Genomic DNA, 26998 nt, shown 5'->3' on the forward strand with positions numbered 1-26998 from the left:
CAACGCCCGTCACGCCGGCCGGAAGTCGAAAGCGACGCAGATGCGGCGGCCGCTGGCGCGATGCGGATAGGTGCGGTGATAGCAATGGGCGGGGAACAGCATCATCAGCCCCGGCTCCGGACGAACGAGGCCCGAGCCGAAGGCGCGGGCGGCCTCCTCGCCGACCAGATCCTCCGGAAGGCCGAAGGCGATATGGCCGCGTTCGTCGCGAGCTTCGGCGATTCCCGGCGGCGTCGCGACATAATACACGCCGCTCAGCCAGCCGTGCTGATGGACGTGCCAGGTTTCGTAGCCGTCCTCGTCGGTGATCACGCACCAGCTGTGCAGGACCAGCTCGGGCGGGCGGACGCGGATCATCGCATGATCGACGGCGGCGGCGAGCGTCGCGACGTGGCGCTCGGCGATCGTCGCTATGCGGGCGAGAAGCTGCTGCGCCAGCGGCGCGAAATGCGAGATCGTGCTGTCGATGCGCCAGGTCCGATGCGAGGCCGATCCATAACGTTCGAGATGCAGCCCGGGATGGGCGACGAGCTCGGCGGCGAGCGCCGCGTCGAACGCCTGCCGACTCGCCCAGCCGGGAGGGGGCGACAGGCGCGAGACCAGCTGCAGACGCTCCCGCGCCTCCGCCTCGCGCGCCTCCTCGATCCGGCCGAGCCGCGCGAGCGCCAGCACCTGCGCCGCCAGCACCCGCGAATGACCGACGCCCTGCGCGACGAGAGCCTCGGCCAGCGCCAGGGCCGCGCCGGGCTCCCGCGTGGAGAAGCACAGCGCGGCGAGACGTTTGCACGCGTCCTTGTTGTGCGGATCGAGGGCCAGCGCCTCTCGGAGCGTGCGCTCGGCGCGGACGTCGCCGAGCCGCATCTCGGCCTTTCCCCGGTCGGCGAGCGCGGCGGCGCGGCGGCGATCCGCATCGGCGAGCGCGAAAGCGCAATCGGCGGAGACGATCGCCTCGCGCGTCGCCTCATGGGTCTCGAGCGCCAGCAACGCATTGGTCCGCAGCATCGCCTCCCCGAAATCGAGGTCCGCGGCCCCGGCCAGAAGCGCGACGGTCTCCGAATACCGATCGCAGGCGTTCAGCAGCCAGGCGAGACGCCGGCGCAGCTCGCGCGAGGCGGCGTTGCGCGCATGAGCGGCGCGCGTGAGCTCCAGCTCCTGGCGCGCGGTCAAGCGCTTCGCCGTCTCGAGTCGAATGGTGGTCGCGGTCATGAGCGCTCCGCCGGCGCGAGAAAATGAAGACATCGAACGATTGAGTCTAGCACGCGCCGCGCATCGGCGCCTCCCCCGGCTTCGGCGAAGCGGCCGGCGAGCGAAGAGGCCGATGCGTCGCCTTCTTCCGACGCCCCCGCCCTGCCCGCGCCGCCAGCGCATCTCGCCGCTCTCGGCAAGCGCGCCCGACTATGCCCGCAAAGCCCGCTCCGACAATACGCGCCGCGCCTATGAGGCCGACTGGCGCGCCTTCGCCTCCTGGCTGCGCCGGCGAGGAGTCGATCCCGGCCAGGGCTGCGGGGCTGTGACGCGCGGCCGCGGCGAACTCGCTCGAGATTGCGATGCAAGGACCGGCGCGATGCGTTATATTGCGCGCATGAACCCGCATCTGCGCCCGCTCGATCTTCCGCGCGAGACCCAGGCCGCCGAGGGACTTCCCCGGCGCTGCTGGAGCGTCGCGGAAATCGAGGAGATGGTTCGCGCCGGCATCCTCGACGAGGACGAGCGGTTCGAGCTGATCGGCGGTGAGGTCGTGCCCATGTCGCCCAAAGGGGCCCGGCATGAATGGGTGAAGATCGCGGTCAATCGCCACCTGCAGCGCATCGCCCCGGATCATGTGGAGATCGCGCCAGAGACCACGCTACGTCTCGACGCGCGCAGCTTCGTCGAGCCCGACTTCTGCGTCTTTCCGCGCGGCCTCGCGCTGACGGCGCTCGACGGCCCAGCCGTGCTGCTGGCGATCGAGATCGCCGATTCGAGCCTTTCCTATGACAAGGGCCGCAAGATCGGCGTCTATGCGGCCTTCGGCGTGCGCGAGGTGTGGGTCGTCGATGCGGTGAGAGCGACGACCTGGATTCACCGCCGGCTCGGCGCGACCGGCTACGCCGAGATCGGCGAACATCCGGCGAGCGCGCGGCTTACGCCCATGCTGGCGCCGGAGCTCGCCTTCAGCCTCGCCGACATCGGCGTCGAGCCGGCCCGGGACGCCGGCCGATGACGACCCCCTCGCTCGCGACCGCGCTGCGGCGCGGGGTCCTGCGCAAATGCCCGCGCTGCGGCGCCGGCGCGCTGTTCGCCGGCTATCTGAAGCGCGTCGAGACCTGTCCGCATTGCGGCGAGAGCTTCGAGGGCGTCGACGCCGACGACGGGCCGGCCTGGCTGACCATCGGCCTCGTCGCCCATATCATCGTGCCGCTGCTGATCTTTTTCGAGAGCCGCGAGCTTCTGTCCTATCCGGCGGAGATGGCGGTGCTGCTCGGCGTCACCATCGTCGCGTCGCTGGCGCTGCTGCCGCTGTGCAAGGGCTTCTTCCTGGCGGCGGTCTGGGCGATCGCCGCCAGGAAGACGAGCTGACGTCAGGCCGCGCGGGCCGAGGGCGCGGCGCGACGAAGCGCGCGAGACGCGCGCTCTCCGGTCGCCGCCACACGGCCCTGCGCTCCGGCGAGCGCGCCCTCGATCAGCTCGAGGCCGAGGAAGCGCTCGCGCTCCACCGGGCCCGGCATGACCAGCCCTTCGGTCAGCGCGACATCGAAACCGAAACGCTCGTAATATGGCGCGTCGCCGACGAGCAGCACGGCGCCATGGCCGCGCGCCGCGGCGCGCGCGAGGCCCGTCTCGATCATCGCGGCGCCGAGGCCGAGCGAGCGATGCGAGCGCGCGACCGCGAGCGGGCCGAGCAGCAGCGCCGGGCGGCCCGGGCCGGCGTGAATGTCCCACAGCCGCAGGGTGGCGACGAGCCGCTCGTCGTCCATGGCGACGAGCGCGAGGCCGCGCGCGGGCCGGCGCCCGGCCCGCAGACGCTCGCAGGTCTTCAGGAAGCGCGCCGGGCCGAAGGCCTCGTCGAGCAGCGCCTCGCGCGCATCGACATCGGCGGGCGTCTCGTCGACGATGTCGAAGACCGGACCGCGAGCCTTCAGGCTCGCTCCCGAGGCGGCGCCGGCGAGCCTGAAGGCTCGCGGTCCGAGGGAATCGTGAAAGGAGTGACAAAAGGTCATCGGTTCCTCCATCGAGGACGGACGACCCTCGCGCCTGGCGCGCAGATGCGCGCCCGCCGAACGGGACTGACAAGGGGCGAAGAGGCGGACCGCGAGCCTCGGAGGCTCGCGGTCTTTCGTCTAGAGGCGAGCCCGAAGGCCCGCGGTCCGGCGCTCGCTCAGATCACGAAGGATTCGAGCGGCGGGAAGCCGTTGAAGCCGACCGACGAATAGGTCGTCGTATAGGCGCCGGTTCCCTCGATCAGCACTTTCGAGCCGATCTCCAGGCCGATCGGAAGGAGATAAGGGTCCTTCTCGTACAGCACGTCGATCGAATCGCAGCTCGGCCCGGCGAGCACGCAGGGCGCGGTCGCGTCGCCGTCCGCCTCGGTGCGGATCGGATAGCGAATCATCTCGTCGGTGGTCTCGGCGAGGCCGTTGAACTTGCCGATGTCGAGATAGACCCAGCGCACCGGATCATCGTCCGACTTCCTCGACACGAGCACGACCTCGGCCTCGATCACGCCGGCGTTGCCGACCATGCCGCGGCCCGGCTCGATGATGGTCTCGGGAATTCGGTTGCCGAAATGCTTGGAGAGCGCCCGGAAGATCGCCTGGCCATAGGCCTTCACCACCGGAACATTCTTCAGATATTTCGTCGGGAAGCCGCCGCCGAGATTGACCATCTGCAGCTGAATGCCGCGCTCGGCGAGATCGTTGAAGATCTCGGCGGCCGACTTCAGCGCGCCGTCCCACATGCCGGGATCGCGCTGCTGCGAGCCGACATGGAAGGAGACGCCATAGGCCGTGAGGCCGAGACGATGCGCATGCTCGAGGACGCGCGGCGCCATCTGCGGCGCGCAGCCGAACTTGCGCGACAGCGGCCATTCGGCGCCGTCGCCGTCGCAGAGGATGCGGCAGAACACGCGCGCGCCCGGCGCGGCGCGGGCGATCTTCTCGACCTCCGCCTCGCAATCGACCGCGAACAGGCGCACGCCGAGCGCATAGGCCCGCGCGATGTCGCGCTCCTTCTTGATCGTGTTGCCGAAGCTGATGCGGTCGGGCGTCGCGCCGGCGGCGAGCGTCTGCTCGATCTCGACGACGGAGGCCGTGTCGAAGCAGGAGCCGAGACGCGCCAGCAAAGCGAGCACCTCCGGAGCCGGATTGGCCTTCACGGCGTAGAACACGCGCGTGTCCGGCAGCGCGCGGGCGAAGCTCTGGTAATTGTCGCGCACGATGTCGAGGTCGACGACGAGGCACGGGCCGGTGTCGCGTCCGGCGCGACGACGGGCCTCGAGAAATTCGCGGATACGATCGGTCATAGCTGCGGCATCCCCAACGAAGTCGCGGCGCAAAAGCCGCGGAGTGGCCAAGGGCTTCGAGCGGATGCACGTCGCCGTTTACGCAGGCGCTGTGGAGACGCGCTGCATATCGATACGACTGCGATCCAGGATCGCCGACACGCCGCCCGTGAGGGCGCCGCATAGGCGATCGGGTGATGCGCCGTAGGCTAATGAAGGCGCGGACGCGCATGTCCTGACGGACATGTGATTCCGACCTGCATAGCCATCGCTTGGAAGGGGATTGATCCCTTTCCGCACGCCCGGCAAGAAAGACAAGCCTCTTCGGTACGCCGGCCTTTGGAGGGCCGACAGAGACGAAAAAGCCCGGTCCGTCGTTGCTTTAAGTCGCGATCCCTCGCTCAGGCGAGGTTCGCCGGTTTCGCCTCCGGCTGCCGGTTTTATTTCGGTGGTTAACCGGCCTCTTGTCCGGATCCCCGCCGACCGACACACGACCACAGGCACGTGCGAAATTGGGCAACCCTGTAAATACGCGCTTTGGCTCGGTTGACAAGGGCTTTTTTGCGCCGGCTGCGCATTTCTTCACCGCTCCGCCTGCACAGGCGGCACAGCCGCGCTCGAGCCGCTTGCGAGAGCGGCGGAAGCCGGCTACGCAGAGACGAGAGCGCGACGACGAGCCATATAGCGACGCGCTCGGCGCCGGCGACCCGGGCGTCCCCAAGAACGCCCAATTCGTTTGCGACGCCCCACGCCGGCCGCCTGCCGGCGAGCCTTTATTCTTATCGGAAGCCGAGTGAAATGACCGACATCTCCCGCCGCCGTCTCATCGGCGCGATGGCCGCAGCGAGCGCGCAGGCGACGCTGCTCGGACGCGCCGTCGCGCAGACGGCTCCAAATGGCCAGGCCCCTCATTTCGGCTTCGAAGATGTGGTCCGCCGCGCGCGCGACCTCGCCGGCGCGCCCTTCGAGGCGGCGCCGCCGCAGCTGCCCGAGCAGCTCGACCGTCTCGACTTCGACTCCTGGCGGGACATACGCTTCAAGCCCGAGCGGGCGCTGTTCGCCAATATTCCCGGCTCGTTCCGGCTGCATACGTTCCACCTCGGCTTTCTCCACAAGCGCCCGGTCACGGTGAACACGATCCGCGACGGCATTCCGACGCCGATCCCCTATTCGCCGGCGCTGTTCGACTATGGCCGCAACAAATTCGACAAGCCGCTGCCGATCAATGTCGGCTTCGCCGGCTTTCGCCTGCATTATCCGCTCAACGATCCGCATATCTACGACGAGGCGATCTCCTTCCTCGGCGCGAGCTATTTCCGCTTTCTCGGCCGCGGCCAGAAATATGGGCTCTCGGCGCGCGCGCTCTGCATCGGCTGCGGCGACAATTCGGAGATTTTTCCGTTCTTCCGCGAGTTCTGGATCGAGACCCCGCAGGCGGGAAGCAATCGCGCCGTCATTTACGCGCTGCTCGACAGCGAGGCGGCGACCGGCGCCTTCCGCTTCGAGCTCTCGGCCGGCCAGGAGAGCACGATCGACGTGCAGGCGACGCTGTTCGCGCGCCGCGCCAATGTCAAATTCGGGCTCGCGCCGCTCACCTCGATGTATCTGACGGGCGAGAACGACCGCCGCATGCGCGACGGCTTTCGCGGCGAGCTGCATGATTCGGATGGATTGCTCGTCCATGACGAATCGAAGGAATGGCTGTGGCGCCCGCTCGGCAATCCGCCGCTGGCGCGCATGACGACTTTCGCCGATCCGAATATTCGCGGCTTCGGCCTGATGCAGCGCGACCGCGACTTCGATTCCTATCAGGACATAGAGCTCGCCTATGAGACGCGGCCGAGCTATTTCGTCGAGCCGCAAACGCCGTTCGGCGAGGGCGCGATCGAGCTGCTGGAGCTGCCGACGCCAGACGAGACCAATGACAATATCGTCGTCTCCTTCGTCGGAAGCGCCGCGCCGGAAATCGGCAAGCCGTTCTCCTACGCCTATCGCATCACCTCGCTGCTCGATCTCGAGCGCCTGTCGCCGAATGGGCGCGCCGTCAACACATTCGCGACGACGGCGCGGGCGCTCGGCTCGTCCGAGCCCGTGACGCCCGGCGCGCAGCGGTTCATCGTCGATTTCGCCGAGGGCGAGCTCTCCTATTTCGTCAATGATCCGTCGCAGGTCGAGGCTGTCGTCACCACCTCGAAAGGCTCGGTGATCCGCTCGAGCGTCGCCGCCAATCCGCATATCGACGGGCTGCGCGCCATGTTCGACGTGGTGACGAAGCCGGGCGAGACCGCCGATCTGCGCGCGTTTCTCAAGGCCGGCCCGCGGACGCTGACCGAGACCTGGACCTATCCCTGGACGGCGCCCTGATCGCGGCGCTCACACCGCGAGCGCGAGCTGCGGATCGCTCGACGACTCCGCTGCGCAGAGCGAAGAGAGCGTGACGCCGAGCAGTCGCACGCCCGCGGGCGAGGGAAACAGCGGGTGCATCAGCGCGAGCGCCGAACGCTCGAGCTCGGCCGCGCCGGCAACGGGAGCCGCCAGAGTGCTGCGTCGTGTGATCTGGCGGAAGTCCGCATATTTGACCTTCACCGTCACTGTGCGTCCACTCGTTGCGGCGCGCTGGCAATGGCTCCAGACGCGCGCGACGATCGGCGCGAGCGCCGCTCGAGCCTCCTCGTGGGCGTGGAGATCGCGCGCGAAAGTGACCTCGGCGCCGATGGATTTGCGGATGCGGTCGGGTCGCACCGGCCGCTCGTCGACGCCGCGCGCGATTCCATAATAGAACGCGCCGGATTTGCCGAAATTGCGCTGCAGAAACTCGAGGCTCTGCGCGCGCAGATCGCGCCCCGTCTCTATGCCGAGCGCGTTCATCTTCTTTGTCGTCGCCGGCCCGACCCCGTGAAAGCGGCCGACGGCGAGATCGGCGACGAAGGACGGCCCCATCTGCGGCGTGACGACGAAGAGCCCGTCGGGCTTGCGATGATCCGAGGCGAGCTTGGCCAGAAATTTATTGTAGGAGACGCCGGCCGAGGCGGTGAGGCCCGTTTCTTCCTTTATTCGCGCGCGGATCTCCTCGGCGATGCGCGTCGCCGAAGCCATGGCCTTGCGATTCTCGGTGACGTCGAGATAGGCCTCGTCGAGCGAGAGCGGCTCGACCAGCGGCGTGTAGTCGAGGAAGATGGCACGAAGCCCGCGCGACACCTCGCGATAGACGTCGAAGCGCGGCGGAACGAAGATCAGCTCCGGACAACGTCGCTGCGCCGTGACCGAAGGCATGGCCGAGCGCACGCCGAACTTGCGCGCCTCATAGCTCGCGGCGGCGACGACGCCGCGCTCGCGCGGCGAGCCGACGGCGACCGGACGGCCGCGCAGCGCCGGATCGTCACGCTGCTCCACCGACGCGTAGAAGGCGTCCATGTCGATATGGATGATCTTGCGTTGCGACGCCATGCCCGGCCCCGTCGAAGGCCGCGCGCGGCCTGAAGCGCTTTCCGATCGAACGAAATCGTTCGATCGATTAGAATTCGCTCGAACGAAAGAACGCCGGCGCGAGACTCTCACGCAGGCGTCCCGATTTCAACCATCGCCTCGGTTGCGCCTTGACGTTCGCCGCTCCTCGCCAATGTGAGTGGGAAGCGGATCGGGCGGACCGCCCGCGGCGAGCGCGGACGAGGGCGCATGCGGGAGATCATGGCGACCTTTCTCGGCGAGCAGCTCGACTTCATCTATTTCTTCTACGGCCTCGCTTTCATGCTGCTCGGCGCAGTCTGCATGAGCGGCGCGGGCGGCGGCGCGCGCGAGGAAAGCTGGACCGCTCTCGGCCTGTTCGGCTATTCGCATGGCTGCCTCGAATGGATGGAGCTGTTTGCGCTGGTCGTCGGCGACGACCGCTATTTCGCTCTGCTGCGCTTCGTCTTTCTCACCGTCTCCTTTCTGTTTCTGCTGGAGTTCGCGCGGCTCGAATGGGCGCGCCTCGGGCACGGGATCGACGTCACGATCTATGCGCCTCTGATATTCCCCGTCGCGCTCGTCGCCTTGTGGTCGGGCCTGCCGGCCGCGAATGTCGTCGCGCGCTATCTGATCGCCTTCATCGGCGCGAGCGCGGCCGCCTGCGCGGTGGCGCGTCGCGCGCAAAATCTGAGCGGAGACGGACGCCGATTTCTGAGGTTCGCAGCCGTCGGCTTCGCGCTCTATTCGGTCGCCGCGGGGCTGGTCGTCGGGCCGGCGCCGTTCTTTCCGGCCAATGAGCTCAACGCTCGATCCTTCGTGGCCGTGACGGGAACGCCGATCCAGCTCTGGCGCGGGCTCCTCGGCTGCTGGATCGCGTTCTCCGTCTGGTCGATCCGCCAGAACCAGCTCGCGCTCGAGCTCGCCTCGCGGCGCTACACCGATTATTTGCGCAAGCAGTTCGGCTGGACCATCGCGGCGATGGCCGCGATCCTGCTGGGCGGTTGGGCGCTCACCAACTACCTCGGCAAAATTTACAATCACAGCGTCGTCATGGAGGCGCGCGGCGATCTCGCTCTGCTCGCCAGCCGCTTGGGCAGCGAGACCGACGCGCTCGACGCTATGGCGAGAACGCTGGCGGGAACGCCGTCTGTGCGCGCAGCGCTGCAGACGAAGGGTCCATCGACAGATGAGGAGGCGACATCCGCGCTCGAGCTGCATGTCGACGCATCGGGCGCCGAGATCGGCATGATCATGAATCGCTCCGGCGCCGTCGTCGCTGCAGCCGGACGACGGGCGGGGATGGCGGAGGCCCGCGACTATGCGAGGCGCGGCTCCTTCACCGAGGCGCTGAGCGGCGCCTCGGCGCGCTGCTTCGTCTTCGACCGCACGCGCGGCGTGATCGAATATGCGGCCGGCGAGCCGATCCGCAATGCGGTCGGCGACGTCGTCGGCGTCGCGCAGCTGGTGCGAACGCTCGCCGATGTGGAGATCGATCTCATCGGCTTCGAACACGCCTATTATCTCGTCGATCCCGATGGGGTGGTGGCGATGACCAATCGTCCCGACAACATGCTCCGTCCGATGTGGCCGCTCGACGCGACGCAGGCCGAGGCTGCGGAGCGCCGCTTCGGCGCGCTGCGCGGCCGGCCCATGCTGAAGCGCGAGTTCGTGGACGACATATGGACCTCGGTCAATGACGAGCGCCAATATCTGCGGCGCAGCTTCGCGCGCGGCGGCGGCTGGTCGCTGGTGCTGGCGACGCCGACACGCGAATTATTCGCCTCGCGCGTGCTCGGCATCATCGTCACTTTGCTGGCGACGACGATGACCTTGATCTATCTCGTCGGCAAGGAGCGCCGGCTCCACGACGGCATTCAGATGGACAAGCGCCTGCATCTGCAGGAGCTCGCCCGCGACCTCGGCCAGCAGGCCGTGACCGATCCACTCACCGGCCTGTTCAACCGGCTGCGCATCGATCAGGCTCTCGCCAGCGAGATGGCGCGCGCTGGCCGCTATGGCGATCCGCTCTCGCTCGTGCTGTTCGACGTCGACTTCTTCAAGGCCATCAATGACGCGCATGGCCATCAGGCGGGCGACCGCGCGCTAGTGCGGCTCGCCGACGCCGCGCGCGCCTTGGTGCGCCGCTCCGATCTGCTGGCGCGCTGGGGCGGAGAGGAATTCATTCTGCTGACGCCCGGCTCCGACGGCGCCATGGCGCGCAACGCAGCGGAGAAGCTGCGCGCCGCGGTCGAGCGCCTCTCATTCGAGGACATCGGCAAAATCACCTGCAGCTTCGGCGTGACGCAATATGTCGACGGCGACACCGCCGAGACGATGGTCCGCCGAGCCGATCGCGCGCTCTATCTCGCCAAGCTCAACGGCCGCAATCGCGTCGAATCGGTGCTCGAGTCGGATGCGTCGTCGAACGGCTGAAAGAGCAATCGCGCAAAGGCGAGCCTGAAGGATCGCATTCCCCGGTGGTCACGCGTGCCAGCGGCGCGTCGCGTTCATCTTGCGCAGCCGCTGCTCGACGAGCGATGTCGCGGCGTCGCGCAGCGACACGCCCGCCGCATCGGCGCGCTCGACGATCCTGCGCATATTGTGGCCGATCTTCTCCTCGATCGCCGCAAAAGCCGCAGCCGCGTCGCCGCCGGCATATTCCACCGCCGCGCAAATGACGCCGCCGGCGTTGGCGATGAAGTCGGGCGCGGCGACGATTCCGCGCTCGAACAGCCGCCGCTCCGCCTCCGCCGTCGCCGGAATATTGGCGCCTTCGACGACGAGCTTGCAGTCGAGCGTCTCGACATTGTCGGCGCGCAGCACGTCCGGCCGCGCCGCAGGAATGAAAATATCGCAAGGCGCGCGCAGCAGCGCGTCGGAGCCGAGCCTTTCGCCGACCGAATGCGCGGAAACGCTCATGCCCTTGGCGCGCAACAGCGACAGCGCCTCTATGTCGAGGCCGCGCGCATCATAGATCGCGCCGCGTCGATCCGAGGCGCCGACGAGGACCGCGCCTCTCCGCGCGAGAAAGCGCGCCGCATGACGACCGACGGCGCCGAAGCCTTCGACGACCACGCGCGCCCCGGAAAGCGAGAGCCCGGCGCGCGGCGCCGCGACCTCCGCCGCTATGGCGACGCCGAAACCCGTCGCGCCGATCTCGTCGAGCGGCACGCCGCCGAGCTCGGCGGGAAGGCCGACGGCGCGGCCGATCTCGTCATGCACGAAGGCCATGCAGGTCTCGTCCAATCCCATGTCGGGACCGGGAATATAATCGGTGAGAGGCTCTATGCCCTTGGCGAAGGCGCGGATCACCCGCTCCTTTTCGTCCATGGGCATTGCGGGGTCGCCGAAGATCACTGATTTGGCGCCGCCGTGGCGTAGCCCGCAGGCCGCGTTCTTCAGCGTCATTGCGCGCGCGAGGCGAAAACACTCCTCGACGCCGACATCGGGAGCCATGCGCACGCCGCCTATGGCGGGACCGGCGGCGACATTGTCGATGACGACGATCGCCTCGAGGCCGGCGGCGGGCGTGCTCAGATAAACGATCTTCTCCGGCCCGAATTCGTCGACGAAGGCGAAGGCGTCGGATTTGAACAGCGCGGACATATGCGCGATGTGGCGCGGGCGAGCGCGGCTTCAAGCATGCGGCCGCGAAAAGCGCGATCCGCATGCGTTATCGGTAGCATTGCTTAGCGCCGGGCCGTCATTGCGCGGCCATGGCGCCGCGCCATAGACTGCGCCATGGTTTCGTCGTAGCCGGAAGCGCCCGATTGTCGCGATTGATTTCTCTGTTCGTCGAGCTGACGCTGACGCTCGCGCCGCAGCGTTTGCTCGGCCTCCTCGCTCACCCCGCCTTGCACGACGCGCTCGGGCGCGAGCGGCTCAATGCGGTCGGCGCCTGGATCAACAATGTCTTCATGCTGCCCTGGCGCCAGCGCCGCGCGCGCCTCTCGCCGCGCGACGCGGACATGCGCGCCTATCTTCGCACACATTTTTGCGCGCGACCCTTTCACACGGTCGAGACGACGCATACCGGCCTCGCCTTCGTCTGCTGTCCGGTCTGGCTGCCCAAGCCGATCGGCGCGCTCTCCGGCGATCCGCAAGCGCTGTGGAACAGCGCCGCGGCGCGCGAGATTCGCGAGTCGATCGTCGACGGCTCGTTTCGCCATTGCGATCACCGCACCTGTCCGCTGATCGCGAGCCGCGCTCTGCCGCCGCGCGCGTCGGCGCAAGCGCAGCAGATGATCGCGCAGCATCGCTCCGGCGCTCCCGCCCCCTCGCCCAAATATGTCGTTCTCAGCCACGACAAATCCTGCAATCTCGCTTGTCCGTCCTGCCGCTCGGGACTCTATCTCGCGAACAAGGCGCAGCAGGCGCGGCTCGACGCGCTGATGGAGAGCGCCATATTGCCGCTGCTGCGCCATGCCGAGGAGGTGGTGATCACCGGCTCCGGCGACGCCTTCGGCAGCAATCATTTCCGCAATGTCATCAAGCGCATCACCGCCGGCGAATATCCGGGGCTGAAGATTCATCTGCACACCAACGGCCAGCTCCTGGACGCGCGCGCCTGGCGCGACCTGTCGCTCGAGGGCCATGTCGGCGGCGTGCAGATCTCGATCGACGCGGCGCGCGCCGCGACCTACGCCATCGTGCGGCGGCCGGGCAATTTCGCACGGCTGCTCGAAAATCTCGCCTTCGTCAAAACATTGCGCCAGCGCGGCGCGATCTCGCATCTGCACTTCTCCATGGTGGTGCAGACGGCGAATTTCCGCGAGATGCCGGAATTCGTGCGTCTCGCCGCGGATCACCGCGCCGATCTCGTCTCCTTCAATATGATCCGCCAACGCGACGTGTTCAGCCGTGACGAATTCGCGCGCGCCTTCATCGGCTCGCCGGATCATCCGGAACATCTCGAGTTTCTTGCCGTGCTGACCGCGCCGGAGCTGAAGGCGAGCATCGTCGACTGGGGCAATATGGACGCGTTCACGCCTGCGGGACGCGCGCGCGAGGACGGCGAGCGCCTGACGGCGTGATCAAAAAATTTCGGCGCGCCCAAAAAATTTCGACGCGCCGATGAAAAGCGCGAACCGGCGCCTTAAGTCGCGCATGATGCTCGAGGCCGAGAACGCCATGGTTGCAGACGTCTCGATTCCGATCGACCCGCTTCGTTTCCTCGCGCCCGACGGCGCGCTCTGCGGCGCGCCCCCTGCGGAGGCGATCGCGCCCGAGCTCGCGCTGCGGCTCTATCACGCCATGGCGCGCACGCGCGCCTATGACAGCAAGGCCGTCGCTCTGCAACGCACGGGCAAGCTCGGCACTTTCGCCTCGGCGCTCGGCCAGGAGGCGATCGGCGTCGGCGTCGGCGCGGCGATGCGCGAGGAGGATGTGCTCGCGCCCTCCTATCGCGACCATGGCGCGCAGCTTCTGCGCGGCATGAGCATGACGGAAAATCTCGTCTATTGGGGAGGCGACGAGCGCGGCAGCGATTACGCCGTTCCGCGCCGGGATTTTCCGATCTGCGTTCCCGTCGGCACACAGATCGCGCATGCGGTCGGCGCCGCCTACGCCTTCAAGCTGCGCGGCGAAGCGAGCGTCGCGGTCGCCATCATCGGCGACGGCGGCACCTCGACCGGCGATTTCTATTCGGCCTTGAACATGGCCGGCGTCTTCGATGTTCCGCTCGTCGTCGTCGTGAACAATAATCAATGGGCGATATCGACGCCCTGCAGCCTGGAGACCGCTGCGCCGACGATCGCGCACAAGGCGATCGCCGCCGGAGTCGCTGGATTGCGCGTCGACGGCAATGACGCGCTCGCCATGCATCATGTCGCAAATCGCGCGATCGAGACCGCGCGCAGCGGCGGCGGGGCGACGCTGATCGAAGCGCTGAGCTATCGGCTCGGCGACCATACGACGGCCGATGACGCGACGCGCTATCGCGATCCCGATGTCGTGCGGCGCGCCGCGACGCAGGAGCCGATCGCGCGGCTGCGCAATTATCTGACCAAGCGTGGCCTCTGGAACGAAGAGGATGAAGCCAGGCTCGGGCGCGAAAACGCCGAGGAGGTGGAGCGCGCGGTCGAAGCCTATCTGGCGACGCCGCCGCAGAGCTTTGCGGCCATGTTCGATCATCTGTTCGCGCAGCTTCCGCCGTCGATGCGCGATCAATATGAGGAAGCGCGGCGCTTCGCCTCCGACGGAGCGCGTCATGGCTGAGCATTCCACCACGGAAGCGCAAACGACAACCGTCACGCGGCTGCTGGATTGCTTCGTCGCTGCGCTCCTCGCAATGACGGGCGGCCCAGCCGTCATTGCGAGCGCAGCGAAGCAATCCAGAGCCGTGGGGCGACTCCTTCATCGCTTCAGCGCTGCTCCCGTCACAATGAGCGTCGAAGGAGCGCGCCATGGCTGAGCTCACACTCGTCGAAGCCGTCAATCGCGCGCTCGCGCATGAGCTCGAGCATGACTCCGCCGTGCTGCTGCTCGGCGAGGATATCGGCGTCAATGGCGGCGTGTTCCGCGCGACGCTCGGATTGCAGCAGCGCTTCGGATGCGAGCGCGTCATCGACACGCCGCTCGCCGAAGCGGCCATCGCCGGCGCGGCGATAGGCATGGCGGCGATGGGCTTGAAGCCCGTCGTCGAGATTCAATTCAGCGGCTTCCTCTATCCGGCGATGGATCAGCTGATCAATCACGCTTCACGCCTGCGCCATCGCACGCGCGGACGCCTCACCTGCCCCATGGTGCTGCGCGCGCCCAATGGCGGCGGCATTCATGCGCCCGAGCATCATTCGGAAAGTCCCGAGGCGATGCTCGCGCATGTGCCGGGGCTGCGCGTCGTCATCCCCTCCTCTCCGTCACGCGCTTATGGTCTGCTGCTGGCGGCGATACGCGATCCCGATCCGGTCGTCTTCCTCGAGCCGACGCGGCTCTATCGTCTGTTCAAGCAGGAGGTCGCCGACGACGGCGAGGCGCTGCCGCTCGACGCCTGCTTCATCTCGCGCGAAGGGCGCGACGCGACGCTCGTCGCCTGGGGCGGCATGCTTCACGAGGCGCTCGCCGCCGCGGATCGACTCGCCGAAGATGGAATCGATTGCGAGGTCATCGACGTCGCGACATTGAAGCCGCTCGACGGCGAAACCATTCTGCGCTCGGTGGAGAAGACCGGCCGCTGCGTCATCGTGCAGGAGGCGGCGCGCACCAGCGGCTTCGGCGCCGAGATCGCCGCGCTGCTGGCCGAGCGCGCGCTCTATTTTCTGCTCGCGCCGGTGAAGCGTGTGACCGGCTATGACGTCGTCATTCCGCTGGCGCGGCTCGAGCACCAATATTTGCCGAGCGTCGACCGCATCGCCGCCGCGGTCCGCGAGACGATGGAGGCGTCCGCATGAACATCTTTCGTCTTCCCGATCTCGGCGAAGGATTGCAGGAGGCCGAGCTCGTCCAATGGCATGTCGCCCCGGGCCAGGAGGTCGCGGCCGATCAGCCGCTCGTCTCGGTCGAAACGGCGAAGGCGGTCGTGGAGATTCCGTCGCCGCAGGCGGGACGAATTGAAAAGCTGTTCGCCGAGGCGGGCGAGATCGTGCGCATCGGCGGGCCGCTGATCGGCTTCGTCGGCGCGCGCGACGAGAGCGCCGACAAGGGCACTGTGGTCGGCGCGATGGAAACCAGCGGGCGCGTGCTGCAGGAGGGCGCCGCCGGCGTCGATCATGGCGTCGCCGGCGTGCGCGCGACGCCCGCGGTGCGCGCGCTGGCGCGGCGTCTCGAGGTCGATCTCGGCATCGTCACGCCGTCGGGGCCCGACGGCGTCATCACCGCGAGCGATGTGCAGCGCGTCGCGCGAATCTTGTCCGAGACCGAGCCGGCCGAGCCGCTGCGCGGCTTTCGCCGCGCCATGGCGCAGAACATGGCGCTGGCGCAAGCGGAGGTCGCAGCCGCGACGGTCGTCGACGACGCGGATATCGAGGACTGGGCGCAGGGAACGGATACGACACTGCGGCTCATCCGCGCGCTCGTGTGCGGCTGCCGCGCAGAGCCCGCGCTCAACGCCTGGTTCGAATCGCATGCGCTGGCGCGGCGCGTGCTGAAGCGCGTCGATCTCGGCATCGCCGTCGATTCGGGTGAAGGGGGACTGTTCGTGCCGGTGCTGCGCAATGTCGCCGAGCGCGATCCGGCCGATCTGCGCGACGGGCTGAACCGCATGCGCGCCGATATCGAATCGCGCGCCATTCCGCCGGAGGAATTGCGCGGCGCGACCATCACCCTCTCCAATTTCGGCATGATCGCGGGGCGCTACGCCGCCCCGGTGGTGCTGCCGCCGACGGTGGCGATCCTCGGCGCCGGCCGCGTGCGCCGCGCCGCCGTGCCCGATGGCGAACGCATCGTCGCGCGGCGGCTGCTTCCGCTGAGCCTCACCTTCGACCATCGCGTGGTCACCGGCGGCGAAGCGGCGCGGTTTCTGCGCGCTGTGATCGACGATCTGGCGCTGGCGGCGTGAAGGAGCGCGGTCTTCCTTCTCCCGCGAGCGAGGAGAGGGGCGCCCGGCGCCGAGCTATTCTCCCGGCAGTCTCGGGCTCGTCGAGCGACAACCGCGGCGCCGCCGCCTCCTCTCCCCGCTCGCGAAACCGCTCGCGGGGAGAGGTGAGGTGAGGGGCGAGGCGGGTAGGCGCGATGGAGAGACGCCGCGAGCCCTCCCGGGCCCCTCTCCGTACCTCTCCCCGCAAGCGGGGAGAGGAGGCGGCCGGCGCCGAGCAATTCTCCCGGCACACTTTGGCTCTTCCGGCAAAGACCGCGGCGTCTCCGCTTCGCTCAGCGTTTCGGCCACTCCCAGCGCGGGCGTGAATCCAGCGCTCCTTTGACGCGCGTCTCGCCGAAATCCTTCTCGAGCTCGATCAGCTTCGCGTCGCGGACCTCGCTCAGCAACTCGACGAGCCGGCGATCATGCGTCACCACGATCGTCTGCGAGTGGCGCGAGGCGCGCTCGACGAGACGCGCCAGCGGCGCGATCAGATCGGCATGCAGGCTCGTCTCCGGCTCGTTGAGCACCAGCAGCTCCGGCGGCCGCGGCGACAGCAGCGCGGCGACCAAAATCAGATAACGCAATGTTCCGTCCGAAAGCTCGCTCGTCTCCAGCGCTCGCAGCAGGCCGTGCTGATGCATCGCGATCTTGAACCAGCCATCCGTGTCGATGACCTCGATCGCGGCGCCGGGAAAGGCGTCGTCGATCGCATCGTCCAATCCGCGCTTATCGCCGATCACGCGAATCGTCTCCAGCGCCGCAGCGAGATCGGCGCCGTCGTCGGCGAGCGCCGGCGTGTGGGTGCCGACCTGGGGACGCCGGCACGGCGCGTCGGAATCGGTGCGGAAATGATCGTAAAAGCGCCAGGAGCGCAGCTTCTGGCGCACGGCCGCCATTTCCGGCGCGTCGCGGGGGTCGGAGAATTCCGTCATCATGCTCTCGAAGCCCGCCAGCGTCTCCGGCAGCGGCTCCAGCGCGCCTGTCGGACCGGCGCAGCGCAGCGACGGACCGCGCCGGTCGACGAGCAGAGCGGATTGTCGATAGGCCGGACCCGCCCAGATGCATTCGCGCTTGATGACCGGATCGAGCGCGAAGGAGCCCGCTGGTTGCGACGGAAAGCCCAGATCGATGCAATAGCCGAAATCCTCTGCGCCGAAGCCGAGCTTGAGGCTCACAGCCTCGCGGCGCACGGTTCCCTGCACCGGATGCGCGCCGGCCCGCACGCTACGGCCGATCCGCTCCGGCCCGGCCCAGAGCGTCGAGCGCAGCCCGCCTTCGCGCGCGAGCGAAGCGACGAGTCCTCCCTGCGCGGTCTGCGCCAGCAGACGCAAGGCGCGATAGAGGCTCGATTTGCCGCTGCCGTTCGGCCCGGTGACGATGTTGAGGCGCTCGAGAGGAACGACGAGGTCGTGAAGCGAGCGATAACCGGCGATGGCGAGGACGGAGAGGGTCGGCACGGCTCCCCGTCCGGCGCCCATGCCCTCCTCCCAGAGAATCAGAGCGAGCGCGAAAAACGCAGCACGCCGCCCTTGGAGCCCTTGAGGATGAGGTCAGAGCCCTGCGTGTCCCAGAACGGGCCGGAGAGCATGACCTGCCAGAAATCGCGCTCGATCGCCTGCAGCGCCGGATCGCATTTCGCATCGGCGACGGCCGGCATCGCCTTCGGCCCCAGCCGATTGGCGCCGACGATGAACACGCCCGACCAGGATTTGCAGCCCGAAAAGCCCGAGCCGCGCATCGTCGAATCGATGCGGATCCAGATGTCGGCCGACGGAGCCTTGCCGTTGATGTCCTGAAGATTGAAAATATGATTATGCGGGAACGGCTTATAGGTGAGGACCTGCTCCTGCTGCGGCTCGCCCCCCTCCTCCTTCGGCTTGGCCGCCTCGCGCTTGCCCTTCGCTTGCGCGGTCGCGAGCAGAGCCGACGCCGAAAGGCCGATGACGAGGGCGGTCAGAATTTTGTTCATTCCTCGATCCTTCTTCCCGAATCGCTGATCCGCAAGCTGCGTGTCGGATATGGCTTTTTTTTGCGAATCGCCGCGCGCGCCGAAATTCGGCGGCTCACAACATGCTGGGCAGGACTCGGTCGGGCGGGCGATGCCCGTCCATGAAGGTCTTGATGTTGATGATGACCTTCTCCCCCATGTCCACCCGGCCCTCATTGGTGGCCGAGCCCATATGCGGCAGCAGCGTCACCTTGCCGGATTTGGCGAGCTTCAACAGCTTGGGGGAGACGGCGGGCTCGTGCTCGAACACATCGAGCCCCGCGCCGGAAATTTCTTCCGCCTCGAGCATGCGGATCAGCGCATTCTCGTCGACAATCTCGCCGCGCGCCGTGTTGACCAGAATGGCGTGCGGGCGCAATTGCTTGAGCCTTCGGGCGGAGAGCAGGTGATAGGTCGCCGGCGTATGCGGGCAGTGGATCGACAATATGTCGATGCGCGCCAGCATCTGGTCGAGCGATTCCCAATAAGTCGCCTCGATCTGGTCCTCGATCTCGGCCGGCAGGCGGCGGCGATTGTGGTAATGGATCGACAGGCCGAAAGCCGCGGCGCGGCGCGCCAGCGCCTGGCCGATCCGGCCCATGCCGACGATGCCGAGCCTCTTGCCGGTGATGCGATGGCCGAGCATCCAGGTCGGCGACCAGCCGGACCAGCCGCCGTCCGGAATGGTGCGCGCGCCCTCGACCAGCCGGCGCGCCACGGCGAGGATCAGCGCCATTGTGAGATCGGCGGTGTCCTCGGTGAGGACGCCCGGCGTGTTGGTGACGGTGATCGACCGCCGCAGCGCCGAGGCGACGTCGATATGGTCGACGCCATTGCCGAAATTGGCGATGAGCTTCAATTGGTCGCCGGCCTGGCCGATGAGGCCGGAATCGATCCGGTCGGTGATGGTCGGCACCAGCACATCCGCGGTGCGCACGGCTTCGACGAGCTCCTCGCGCGTCGCCGGACGGTCCGACACATTGAGCCGCGTGTCGAATAATTCGCACATGCGCGTCTCGATCACCTCGGGGAGCCGACGTGTCACCACGACGAGCGGCTTCTTTTTCGCCATCTTCCCCTTCGTCCTCCCGCCTCGCTCGACTATGTTGCCGCCGCTGCGCGGCGCATCACGGCCGAGCTTTGGGAGCGATGAACCGTCTCTTCAACCTGGCCTTAACGACGATGGATGAAAAGACCTGTTCGCCGCCCGCGCCGCCTTCCCTCCAAGCTTCCTATCAGATGGCGGGACAAAGACAAGACGACGCGTCGCCCGGCCGATGGGACGCCTTCGCTGAGGACAACGCAGACCATGCCCGAATCGCCGACTTTCCGCCCACGAAACGCCGAGCCGGGCTCGCTCCTCGCCGTCCTCTCGCTCGCCGCCGCGCTGCTCTTTGCGGGCGCGGCCCCGGCGCAGCAGCAGATCGGCCCGGTCTCCGGCCTCGCGCTGCCGCGATTCGTCAGCCTCAAATCGGACCGGGTCAATCTCCACGAGGGGCCGAGCAAGGAGCATCCGACCCTCTGGGTCTATGAGCGCGCCGGCCTGCCGGTGGAGATCACCGCAGAATTCGAGACATGGCGCAAGATTCGCGATTCCGAGGGGACGGAGGGGTGGGTGCTGCACTCGCTGCTCTCCGGCCGCCGCACGGCGCTGGTCGCCCCGTGGAAGAAGGAGCCCGCGCTCGCCTACGCCCGCGACCGCTCGACCCCCCTCGCCCGGCTGTCGCCCGGCGTCGTCGCCAATCTGCGCCTTTGCGACGGCTCGTGGTGCCGCGTCTCTGGCGACGGATTCGACGGCTATGTCCACCAGGAGAATTTGTGGGGCGTGTATCCGGGCGAGAAGATCGATTGAGGTTCTGCAGGGAGAGCCCTCAGCCTCGCCGCCGCTGGTCCTTCACCAATCGCACCACCACATCGACTCGGGCGATTCGCATCCCCGGCGGCGGCGCGGGCAAATTCACCACATCGATCTCGGCCCCGGGAATATCCACCAGAGCGTCGCCATCCTCGATGAGGAAGTGATGATGCTCGCTGACATTGGTGTCGAAATAGACGCGCGCGCCATCGACCGCGATCTCGCGCAGGAGGCCGATGTCGGTGAGCTGGTGCAGCGTGTTGTAGACGGTGGCGAGAGAGACCGGCAGAGCGGCGGCGCGCGCCTCCTCATAGAGCTTCTCGGCCGTCACATGGCGATGGCCGCCGCGGAACAGCAGCTCGCCCAGCGCCACGCGCTGGCGCGTCGGCCGCATGCCGGCGGCGATGAGTCGCCCGCGCAAGCTGCGCGCCGCGTCCCGCGCGCGCTCCTCGGCTGTCCGCATTTCGTCCTGCATCGCCCCGCGATCCCGCTCCGTCCCTGCCGCCTTGTTGATTAGAATAGGAAAGCTCACGGAAAAGAACAATTTTTTTCTCGGCGCCCGGAGGCTTGGCAGCTCGCCCGAGGTCGTGAGACAAGCAGCTGTGTGACGAAGAGATGACAGCGACGCGGCCATTGGCGGCGCCTGCCGCCTCGCTCGGGTCGCTCGCAAAAGATGAGACGCTTGCATGCATATTTATGGTTTTGCCCGGGGCGCGACGCTCGCGGCGGCGGTTCTCGTCGCCGCTCCCGCCCTCGCCTATGACATCTCCGGCGCCGGCGCGACCTTTCCCTTGCCGGTCTATGCGCGATGGGCGCAGAGCTACAGCAAGGAAACCGGCGATCGGGTCAATTATCAGTCGATCGGCTCCGGCGGCGGCATTCGCCAGGTGAAGGCGCGCACGGTCACCTTCGGCGCCTCGGACCAGCCGCTCACCGCCGCCGAGCTGGAGGCGGCCGGGCTCATCCAATGGCCGCAGGTGGCGGGCGGCGTCGTCGCCATCGTCAATCTCGACGGACTGAAAGCCGGCGACCTCGTTCTCGACGGGCCGACGCTGGCGCGCATCTATCTCGGCGAGATCGCGCGCTGGGACGATGCGGCGATCGCCGCGCTCAATCCGAAATCGAAGCTGCCGGCGCAGCCGATCGTCGTCGTGCATCGCTCCGACGGATCGGGCACGACCTTCTGCTTCACCGATTATCTTTCGCACGCCTCAGCGAAGTGGAAGGAGACGGTCGGCGAGAATGTCGCGGTGGACTGGCCGCTCGGCATGGGCGCCAAGGGCAATGAGGGCGTCGCCAATAATGTCGCCACCGCCAAGGGCGCGATCGGCTATGTCGAGTTCGCCTATGCGAAGCAGAGCGGCTCCACCGTCGTTCACATGGTCAATCACGACGGCAGGGTGGTGGCGCCGAGCAAGGAGAGCTTTCGCGCCGCCGCGGACAACGCCGATTGGGCGCATGCGCCGGGCTTCTTTCGCCTGCTGACCGATCAGCCCGGCGCGCAGTCCTGGCCGATCGCCGCCGCGACCTTCATCCTGCTGCCGAAGACGCCGAAGGATGCGGAGGCGGCGCGAGTGGCGCTGAAATTCTTCGATTGGGCCTTCGTCAAAGGCGGCGCGGCGGCGGAGGAGCTCGACTATGAGCCGATGCCCTCCTCGGTGATCGCGTTGATCCGCAAGAGCTGGAGCGAGAATTTGAAGGACGCGGAGGGGAAGCCGCTAGTCCGTTAGGAGTCGGAGGAATTGCTCGGCGCTGGCCGCTTGCGGAGCGGGCCCGGAGAAGGCTCGCAGCGTCTCCATCACGCCAACCCGCCTCGCCCCTCACCTCACCCCGCGAGCGGGGAGAAGAGGCGGAGGCGCCGCGGTCATTGCTGGAGGCGCGCCGAGGCTCGCCTCACTCCGGCGGCTTCGCCTCCGCCGGCGTCACCTTCAGCACGGTGATGCGATTGCGCATCTTGCGCATGACCTCGAAGCGGAAATTGTGGAAGTTGAACACTTGGCCCGCTTCCGGGATCGCCGCCGCCTCGTGAATGACGAGGCCGGCGATCGTCGTCGCCTCCTCGTCCGGCAGGCTCCATTCCATCACGCGGTTGAGATCGCGCACCGGCACGGCGCCGTCGACCAGCACCGAGCCGTCCGGCTGCGGACGCACGCCCTGCATGGCGAGATCGTGCTCGTCCCTGATGTCGCCGACGATCTCCTCTAAGATATCCTCGAGCGTCACGAGCCCCATCACCTCGCCATATTCGTCGACGACCAGCGCGAAATGCGTCTTGCGCTTCAAGAACGCCTGCAGCTGATCCTCGAGCGAGGTCGACTCCGGCACGAACCAGGGCTCGAGCGCGATGTCGTCGATGTCGAGCTTGGAGAAATCGGCATTCACCGCATCGAGCGCGCGCAATAAATCCTTGGAATGGATGACGCCGATGAAATTATCCGGCCGATCGCGCCACAGGGGCATGCGCGTGAAGGGCGAGGCCAGCACCTCGCGCACGATCTCGTCGGGCGGAAGATCGGCGTCGATCGTGCGCATCTTGGTGCGATGGATCATCACATCGCCGACATGCAGAATCTGCAGATCGAGAACGCCGCCGAACATGTCGCGCCAATTGCGCTCGACCGTGCCCTCCTCGTGCAGAATGTCGACGGCGCTCTTCAGCTCGTCATAGGGCGACAGCAGCGTGCGGCCATGGCCGATCTCGACCCCGAACAGCTTCAGCACCGCGCGCACGAAGGCCTCGACCGCGATGAGCAGCGGGCCGAACACGGCGACGAACACATTGATGACGCGCGCGACGCGCAGCGACAGGCGATCGGGGTGGTTGATCGCCACCGTCTTCGGCAGCACCTCGGCGAACACCAGCAGCAGCACCGTCATGATGATGGTGGCGTAGATCGCGCCGCTCTCGCCGGTGAGATAGACGAGCACGCTGGTGGTGAAGGCGGAGCCGCCGATATTGACCAGCGTGCTGCCGAGCAGCAGCGCCGCGATCATGCGATTGCGCTGGCGCAGCAGGCGATTGACCAGCCTCGCCCGCGCGTCGCCCTCCTTCTCCAGCGCATGCATATGCGCATGAGAGGCCGCGGTCAGCGCCGTCTCCGAGGCCGAGAAGAAAGCCGACAGCAGCACGCAGGCCAGCACGATGGCCGAGGCGAGCCAGATGTCGATGTCGAGTCCTGTGTCGGCGCCGCCGTGCATGATCCTACTCGCGCGCCATCTCGTCCTTGAGGAAGCTGCGCGCGGCGTCCACATCGACGCCCTTGGCGACGAAGGAGCGGCCGATGCCGCGCAGCAGAACGAAGGTGAGAGCGCCCTTCTCGACCTTCTTGTCCTGGAACATGGCGTCGAGCACCGAATCGGCGTCGGCGCGCCAGCCGGGAATGTCGCGAATGCGCGTCGGCAGGCCGACGCGCGTCAGATGACGCTCGACGCGCTCGGCCTCCTGCAGGCTGCACATGCCGAGCCGCGCCGAGAAGCGCAGCGCGCAGACGAGGCCGATGGCGACGCCCTCGCCATGCACCAGCCGCGCGCTGTCGTAATGCACCAGCCGTTCGAAGGCATGACCGAAGGTGTGGCCGAGATTGAGCAGCGCGCGGTCGCCCTGCTCGGTCTCGTCGCGGGCGACGATCTTCGCCTTGGCGCGGCAGCTCACCGAAATGGCCTCCACGCGCGCGGCGCGGTCGGCGAAGACGGCCGAGGCGTTGCTCTCCAGCCATTCGAAGAAGAAGAAATCGTCGATGAGTCCGTATTTGACGATCTCGGCGTAGCCGGCGCGGAACTCGCGCAGCGGCAATGTGGCGAGCGCGTCGACATCGGCCAGCACCAGCGACGGCTGATAGAAGGCGCCGACGAGATTCTTGCCCTGCGCGGTGTTGATGCCGGTCTTGCCGCCGACCGAGGAATCGACCTGGGCCAGCAGCGTCGTCGGAATCTGCACGAAGCGCGATCCGCGCCGCACGCTCGCCGCGGCGAAGCCGGCGAGATCGCCGACGACGCCGCCGCCGAGCGCGACGACGACGTCGCGCCGCTCGATCCTCGCCTCGAGAATCTGCTCGCAGACGCTCTGGAACACCGGGAAGGATTTGGAGCCTTCGCCCGGCTCGACGACGATCACGCTCGAGCGAATGCCGCGCGCCTCCAGGCTGTGGCGCAGCACCGGCAGCTGCAGCCGCGCGACATTGCCATCGGTGACGATGGCGCAGGCCGCGCCCGGGGCGACGCGGGCGATATGGTCGCCCGCCTGATCGAGCAGGCCGGCGCCGATGACGATGTCATAGGCTCGGTCGCCGAGGCCGACCGGAACCGTCTGCGGCTCGATGGCGCGCGGCGGCGGCCGCGAGGTCATGAAGCGAGCGAGATCCGCCGTCGAGGCCGCATTCTCCGGCTCTCCCTTCGCCCAGCCATAGAGAGCCGCCAAAGTCTCCTCCACCATCACCTCATGCGCGACATCGCGCGACAGCACGGCGATATCCGCCTGCCGATAGACCGGATAGCGCTCGTCCATCAGCCGGCGCAACACGGCCGCGGGATCGCTGGTCTGCAGCAGCGGACGATCGCCCTTGCGACGCACGCGGCGCAGCAGAACGTCATGGGCGGCGTCGAACCAGAGAGAGAGGCCACGCTCCCTGATTCGCTCGCGCGTGCCTTCGTCCATGAAGGCGCCGCCGCCGGTCGCCAGAATGCAGGGCTCGCCGGCGAGCAGCCGCGCGATCACGCGCCGCTCGCAGTCGCGGAAATGCGCCTCGCCATATTTGGCGAAAATATCGGGGATCGACATGCCCGCCGCAGCGGCGACGATCTCCGCGTCCGCGTCCTTGAACGGCAGGGAGAGCCGCTGCGCGAGACGCTGGCCGATCGAGGTCTTGCCGGAGCCCATCATGCCGACGAGCACGATCGAGCGGCCGGCGAGCGCGGCGCGCAAAATCGCGCCGCCGCGTCCGTCGCCCGGCCAGCCGACCCGCGCCGGCTCGGTCTCGCCCATTGCTTGCGCTTTGTTCATGGCCCGGCAATCTACACCGCGTCCGCCGGAAATTCAGCACCGATTCCTGGTTTCAGCCCTCTATTCGGGCAGAAGCGGCTCCAAAAAGCGGCGGATGAAGTCGAGCAGCCGCGGTTCCGCGAGGTCGGCGCGGCGGGCGGCCATGCGCACGCCGGCGAGCTCGGGCTTCTCCTGCGCCGCGAGGAAGGCCGTGATCCGCCGCTCCAGCGCCGCCGCCGTCTCGACGCAATGGGCGATGCGCAGGCAGGCGACGCGCGGCCCGGCCAGCGCGATGGTCCAGCGCGGCTCGAGCCGCACCTCTCCTCGAGCGACGCCGGTCTCCTCCTGCAGCTCACGCAGCAGATTGTCCTCGAGATCGACGAATCCATCACGAATGTCGCTCGGATCGGGCGTGCCGGCAGGAAAATAGATCGCGCCGGCGGCCGAGTGGCCGACGCCCATCTCGCCGAGCAGAAAGGCGCCGTCGGCCGAGCGCAGCGCCGGCATGGAGAAGCAATTCTGCACCCCCTCGCCCGGAAAGCCGAAATCGCGCCAGGCGAGAAAGCGCGAGAAGCGCGTGTGAAAGAACTTCACCTGCAGAGCGTCGCCGCCGTCGGCGTCGCGGACCGGTTCGACCTCATGGGCGAGCAGCACCGGCCCGTCATAGAGGGCGGGATTGGCGGAAAGGCGCGCGCGCCAATGGGCGTCGATCTCCGCCGAGCGCTCGCGGTCGAAGGCCCAATCATGCTCTGCGACGACGCAGCGGAGGCGGTCGACGGTGATGAGCTCGATCGCCGCGCTCACAGCTCGAGCTCCCCGCTCAGCACGCCGATGCTGGCCCCGGCCACGGAGACGGCGGCGAGTTGTCCGCATTCGATGCGCGAGCCGACGATGATCCGCGACGGCCGGCCCACACGATATCCCTGCTCGATGACGAATTCGTGCTCGCCGTCCTCCGGCGCCTCGAAGGCGTGGGCGACCGCGGCGAAAGCCGCCGCCGCCGAGCCGGTCGCCGGATCCTCGGCGACGCCGACGCCATGCGGAAAGGAGCGCGCCAGCACGGCGCTGTCCTGCGCCATCGTCTCGGTGGTGTAGAGATAGGCGCCGCGCGAGGCGCCGAGGACCGCGCCGAAGGCGGACAGGTCGGGCTGGGCGCGATCGAGGGCGGCGCGCGAATTCACCGGCACGAAGAGAAACTCGACGCCGGCGGAAAAGCGCGAGGGCGCATGACGGCGAAAGCCGATATCGGCCGATTCGAGGCCGAGCGCCGCGGCGAGCGCGGCCGTCTGCGGCGGCTCGCCTCCGCCCCACGGCAGGCGCGGCGCGGCGAAACGAGCGAAGACGCGCCCTTCGGCGCCGGCCGAGACGTCGCAGCGCAGGACGCCGATCTCCTCCTCGAGCGCCACGACCAGACCATTGCGCGCCAACATGTCCGGCGCGCGCCGTGAAGCGATCAGCGCCGCGGCGCCGATGGTCGGATGGCCGGCGAAGGGCAGCTCCGCCGAAGGGGTGAAGATGCGCAGCCTCGCCGTGTTCACCGGGTCGAGCGGCTCCAGGACGAAAACCGTCTCGCTCAAATTGAACTCGCGCGCGATCTTCTGCATCGTCGCGCCATCGAGCGCGTCGGCCGCGAGCACGACGGCGAGCGGATTGCCGGCGAAGCGGCGATCCGTGAAAACGTCGAGCGTGTGGAAGCGCAGCTTCATCGCAGATGACTCCGATATGAAGTGTTCGAT

23 protein-coding genes are annotated in these 26998 nt (G+C 67.8%); 10 read left to right on the forward strand and 13 right to left on the reverse strand.

What is annotated here, in order from left to right; translation table 11 throughout:
* Positions 1-9: 9 nt before the first annotated feature.
* Entirely contained in the window at positions 10-1206 is a 1197-nt protein-coding gene (locus CQW49_RS06685; protein ID WP_003611322.1) for a putative 2OG-Fe(II) oxygenase, read from the reverse strand.
* Between the two features lie 112 nt (positions 1207-1318).
* Here CQW49_RS06685 and CQW49_RS06690 point away from each other — a divergent pair, with 112 nt between their 5' ends.
* Both CQW49_RS06690 and CQW49_RS06695 read left to right on the forward strand, forming a co-directional pair.
* Positions 1319-2203 (forward strand): Uma2 family endonuclease, encoded by an 885-nt coding sequence (locus tag CQW49_RS06690; protein ID WP_244441330.1) that lies wholly within the window; start codon positions 1319-1321, stop codon positions 2201-2203.
* Positions 2200-2559, forward strand: a complete 360-nt coding sequence (locus tag CQW49_RS06695; RefSeq protein WP_003611320.1) for a DUF983 domain-containing protein — start codon at positions 2200-2202, stop codon at positions 2557-2559. Before CQW49_RS06690 ends, CQW49_RS06695 begins: the two co-directional genes overlap by 4 nt.
* Before the next feature lie 2 nt (positions 2560-2561).
* On the opposite strand, the gene CQW49_RS06700 is transcribed toward CQW49_RS06695, so the two are convergent.
* Positions 2562-3200 carry a GNAT family N-acetyltransferase gene (locus CQW49_RS06700; protein WP_003611319.1) on the reverse strand — a complete coding sequence of 213 codons (639 nt, stop codon included), beginning with the start codon at positions 3198-3200 and terminating at the stop codon, positions 2562-2564.
* Between the two features lie 158 nt (positions 3201-3358).
* A complete protein-coding gene (locus CQW49_RS06705) occupies positions 3359-4501 on the reverse strand; it encodes a type III PLP-dependent enzyme (protein ID WP_003611318.1) in 1143 nt (380 codons plus the stop codon).
* A 777-nt stretch (positions 4502-5278) separates the two neighbouring features.
* On the opposite strand from CQW49_RS06705, the gene CQW49_RS06710 reads away from it, so the two are divergent.
* Positions 5279-6844: an OpgD/OpgG family glucan biosynthesis protein gene (locus tag CQW49_RS06710; RefSeq protein ID WP_003611317.1), complete on the forward strand. Its 1566-nt coding sequence runs from the start codon at positions 5279-5281 to the stop codon at positions 6842-6844.
* A gap of 9 nt (positions 6845-6853) precedes the next feature.
* Here CQW49_RS06710 and dinB read toward each other — a convergent pair whose 3' ends face one another.
* A complete protein-coding gene (gene dinB / locus CQW49_RS06715) occupies positions 6854-7927 on the reverse strand; it encodes a DNA polymerase IV (RefSeq protein WP_003611315.1) in 1074 nt (357 codons plus the stop codon).
* 228 nt (positions 7928-8155) lie between these two features.
* Here dinB and CQW49_RS06720 point away from each other — a divergent pair, with 228 nt between their 5' ends.
* Entirely contained in the window at positions 8156-10360 is a 2205-nt protein-coding gene (locus tag CQW49_RS06720) for a sensor domain-containing diguanylate cyclase (protein WP_003611313.1), read from the forward strand.
* Between the two features lie 48 nt (positions 10361-10408).
* Here CQW49_RS06720 and CQW49_RS06725 read toward each other — a convergent pair whose 3' ends face one another.
* A complete protein-coding gene (locus CQW49_RS06725) occupies positions 10409-11533 on the reverse strand; it encodes a Glu/Leu/Phe/Val family dehydrogenase (protein WP_003611310.1) in 1125 nt (374 codons plus the stop codon).
* A 164-nt stretch (positions 11534-11697) separates the two neighbouring features.
* Between CQW49_RS06725 and CQW49_RS06730 the strand changes: the two genes are divergently transcribed.
* From CQW49_RS06730 to CQW49_RS06745, 4 genes are all read left to right on the forward strand, one after another.
* Positions 11698-12960, forward strand: coding sequence for a radical SAM/SPASM domain-containing protein (locus CQW49_RS06730; protein ID WP_003611309.1), 1263 nt, complete (start codon positions 11698-11700; stop codon positions 12958-12960).
* 97 nt (positions 12961-13057) lie between these two features.
* Entirely contained in the window at positions 13058-14143 is a 1086-nt protein-coding gene (pdhA, locus tag CQW49_RS06735) for a pyruvate dehydrogenase (acetyl-transferring) E1 component subunit alpha (protein WP_024749921.1), read from the forward strand.
* Between the two features lie 188 nt (positions 14144-14331).
* Positions 14332-15315, forward strand: coding sequence for an alpha-ketoacid dehydrogenase subunit beta (locus CQW49_RS06740; RefSeq protein WP_003611304.1), 984 nt, complete (start codon positions 14332-14334; stop codon positions 15313-15315).
* Complete coding sequence (locus tag CQW49_RS06745; protein WP_003611303.1) at positions 15312-16421, forward strand: dihydrolipoamide acetyltransferase family protein; 1110 nt, start codon at positions 15312-15314, stop codon at positions 16419-16421. The genes CQW49_RS06740 and CQW49_RS06745 overlap by 4 nt, the downstream gene beginning before the upstream one ends.
* A gap of 311 nt (positions 16422-16732) precedes the next feature.
* On the opposite strand, the gene CQW49_RS06750 is transcribed toward CQW49_RS06745, so the two are convergent.
* From CQW49_RS06750 to CQW49_RS06760, 3 genes are all read right to left on the reverse strand, one after another.
* The gene (locus tag CQW49_RS06750) at positions 16733-17920 is read right to left on the reverse strand and encodes an AAA family ATPase (protein WP_003611302.1); all 1188 of its coding nucleotides are present in this window, start codon (positions 17918-17920) and stop codon (positions 16733-16735) included.
* A 17-nt stretch (positions 17921-17937) separates the two neighbouring features.
* Positions 17938-18411 (reverse strand): META domain-containing protein, encoded by a 474-nt coding sequence (locus CQW49_RS06755; RefSeq protein WP_003611300.1) that lies wholly within the window; start codon positions 18409-18411, stop codon positions 17938-17940.
* Positions 18412-18505: 94 nt separating this feature from the next.
* On the reverse strand, positions 18506-19501 hold the full coding sequence (locus CQW49_RS06760; protein WP_003611299.1) for a 2-hydroxyacid dehydrogenase: 996 nt from the start codon (positions 19499-19501) through the stop codon (positions 18506-18508).
* A 237-nt stretch (positions 19502-19738) separates the two neighbouring features.
* Here CQW49_RS06760 and CQW49_RS06765 point away from each other — a divergent pair, with 237 nt between their 5' ends.
* Positions 19739-20281 carry an SH3 domain-containing protein gene (locus CQW49_RS06765; RefSeq protein ID WP_003611298.1) on the forward strand — a complete coding sequence of 181 codons (543 nt, stop codon included), beginning with the start codon at positions 19739-19741 and terminating at the stop codon, positions 20279-20281.
* 19 nt (positions 20282-20300) lie between these two features.
* Here CQW49_RS06765 and irrA read toward each other — a convergent pair whose 3' ends face one another.
* Entirely contained in the window at positions 20301-20759 is a 459-nt protein-coding gene (gene irrA, locus CQW49_RS06770; RefSeq protein ID WP_003611297.1) for an iron response transcriptional regulator IrrA, read from the reverse strand.
* A gap of 211 nt (positions 20760-20970) precedes the next feature.
* On the opposite strand from irrA, the gene pstS reads away from it, so the two are divergent.
* Positions 20971-22014: a phosphate ABC transporter substrate-binding protein PstS gene (pstS, locus tag CQW49_RS06775; protein WP_003611296.1), complete on the forward strand. Its 1044-nt coding sequence runs from the start codon at positions 20971-20973 to the stop codon at positions 22012-22014.
* 163 nt (positions 22015-22177) lie between these two features.
* Here the strand turns inward: pstS and CQW49_RS06780 are convergent, their stop codons facing one another.
* Genes CQW49_RS06780 through CQW49_RS06795 form a run of 4 tightly spaced genes read right to left on the reverse strand, consistent with a single transcriptional unit; the run spans position 22178 to position 26968 of the window.
* Positions 22178-23482: an HlyC/CorC family transporter gene (locus tag CQW49_RS06780; RefSeq protein ID WP_003611295.1), complete on the reverse strand. Its 1305-nt coding sequence runs from the start codon at positions 23480-23482 to the stop codon at positions 22178-22180.
* 4 nt (positions 23483-23486) lie between these two features.
* A complete protein-coding gene (gene aroB / locus CQW49_RS06785) occupies positions 23487-25283 on the reverse strand; it encodes a 3-dehydroquinate synthase (RefSeq protein WP_099831754.1) in 1797 nt (598 codons plus the stop codon).
* A 60-nt stretch (positions 25284-25343) separates the two neighbouring features.
* Positions 25344-26066, reverse strand: coding sequence for an NUDIX hydrolase (locus tag CQW49_RS06790; protein WP_003611292.1), 723 nt, complete (start codon positions 26064-26066; stop codon positions 25344-25346).
* Positions 26063-26968 carry a PhzF family phenazine biosynthesis protein gene (locus tag CQW49_RS06795; RefSeq protein ID WP_003611289.1) on the reverse strand — a complete coding sequence of 302 codons (906 nt, stop codon included), beginning with the start codon at positions 26966-26968 and terminating at the stop codon, positions 26063-26065. Before CQW49_RS06795 ends, CQW49_RS06790 begins: the two co-directional genes overlap by 4 nt.
* Positions 26969-26998 lie beyond the last annotated feature (30 nt).

It is taken from the genome of Methylosinus trichosporium OB3b (assembly GCF_002752655.1).
Lineage (GTDB): Bacteria > Pseudomonadota > Alphaproteobacteria > Rhizobiales > Beijerinckiaceae > Methylosinus > Methylosinus trichosporium.

Bases quoted from the DNA above. Each gene is read 5' to 3' on its own strand.
- CQW49_RS06695 (WP_003611320.1), top strand. From the start codon at position 2,200: ATGACGACCCCCTCGCTCGCGACCGCGCTGCGGCGCGGGGTCCTGCGC.
- CQW49_RS06745 (WP_003611303.1), top strand. From the start codon at position 15,312: ATGAACATCTTTCGTCTTCCCGATCTCGGCGAAGGATTGCAGGAGGCC.
- CQW49_RS06755 (WP_003611300.1), bottom strand. From the start codon at position 18,411: ATGAACAAAATTCTGACCGCCCTCGTCATCGGCCTTTCGGCGTCGGCT.
- CQW49_RS06705 (WP_003611318.1), bottom strand. From the start codon at position 4,501: ATGACCGATCGTATCCGCGAATTTCTCGAGGCCCGTCGTCGCGCCGGA.
- CQW49_RS06765 (WP_003611298.1), top strand. From the start codon at position 19,739: ATGCCCGAATCGCCGACTTTCCGCCCACGAAACGCCGAGCCGGGCTCG.
- CQW49_RS06760 (WP_003611299.1), bottom strand. From the start codon at position 19,501: ATGGCGAAAAAGAAGCCGCTCGTCGTGGTGACACGTCGGCTCCCCGAG.
- CQW49_RS06725 (WP_003611310.1), bottom strand. From the start codon at position 11,533: ATGTCCGCGCTGTTCAAATCCGACGCCTTCGCCTTCGTCGACGAATTC.
- CQW49_RS06795 (WP_003611289.1), bottom strand. From the start codon at position 26,968: ATGAAGCTGCGCTTCCACACGCTCGACGTTTTCACGGATCGCCGCTTC.
- aroB (WP_099831754.1), bottom strand. From the start codon at position 25,283: ATGAACAAAGCGCAAGCAATGGGCGAGACCGAGCCGGCGCGGGTCGGC.
- CQW49_RS06685 (WP_003611322.1), bottom strand. From the start codon at position 1,206: ATGACCGCGACCACCATTCGACTCGAGACGGCGAAGCGCTTGACCGCG.
- CQW49_RS06750 (WP_003611302.1), bottom strand. From the start codon at position 17,920: ATGGGCGCCGGACGGGGAGCCGTGCCGACCCTCTCCGTCCTCGCCATC.
- CQW49_RS06690 (WP_244441330.1), top strand. From the start codon at position 1,319: ATGCGTCGCCTTCTTCCGACGCCCCCGCCCTGCCCGCGCCGCCAGCGC.
- pstS (WP_003611296.1), top strand. From the start codon at position 20,971: ATGCATATTTATGGTTTTGCCCGGGGCGCGACGCTCGCGGCGGCGGTT.
- pdhA (WP_024749921.1), top strand. From the start codon at position 13,058: ATGGTTGCAGACGTCTCGATTCCGATCGACCCGCTTCGTTTCCTCGCG.
- CQW49_RS06720 (WP_003611313.1), top strand. From the start codon at position 8,156: ATGCGGGAGATCATGGCGACCTTTCTCGGCGAGCAGCTCGACTTCATC.
- CQW49_RS06710 (WP_003611317.1), top strand. From the start codon at position 5,279: ATGACCGACATCTCCCGCCGCCGTCTCATCGGCGCGATGGCCGCAGCG.
- CQW49_RS06700 (WP_003611319.1), bottom strand. From the start codon at position 3,200: ATGACCTTTTGTCACTCCTTTCACGATTCCCTCGGACCGCGAGCCTTC.
- irrA (WP_003611297.1), bottom strand. From the start codon at position 20,759: ATGCAGGACGAAATGCGGACAGCCGAGGAGCGCGCGCGGGACGCGGCG.
- dinB (WP_003611315.1), bottom strand. From the start codon at position 7,927: ATGGCGTCGCAACGCAAGATCATCCATATCGACATGGACGCCTTCTAC.
- CQW49_RS06740 (WP_003611304.1), top strand. From the start codon at position 14,332: ATGGCTGAGCTCACACTCGTCGAAGCCGTCAATCGCGCGCTCGCGCAT.
- CQW49_RS06780 (WP_003611295.1), bottom strand. From the start codon at position 23,482: ATGCACGGCGGCGCCGACACAGGACTCGACATCGACATCTGGCTCGCC.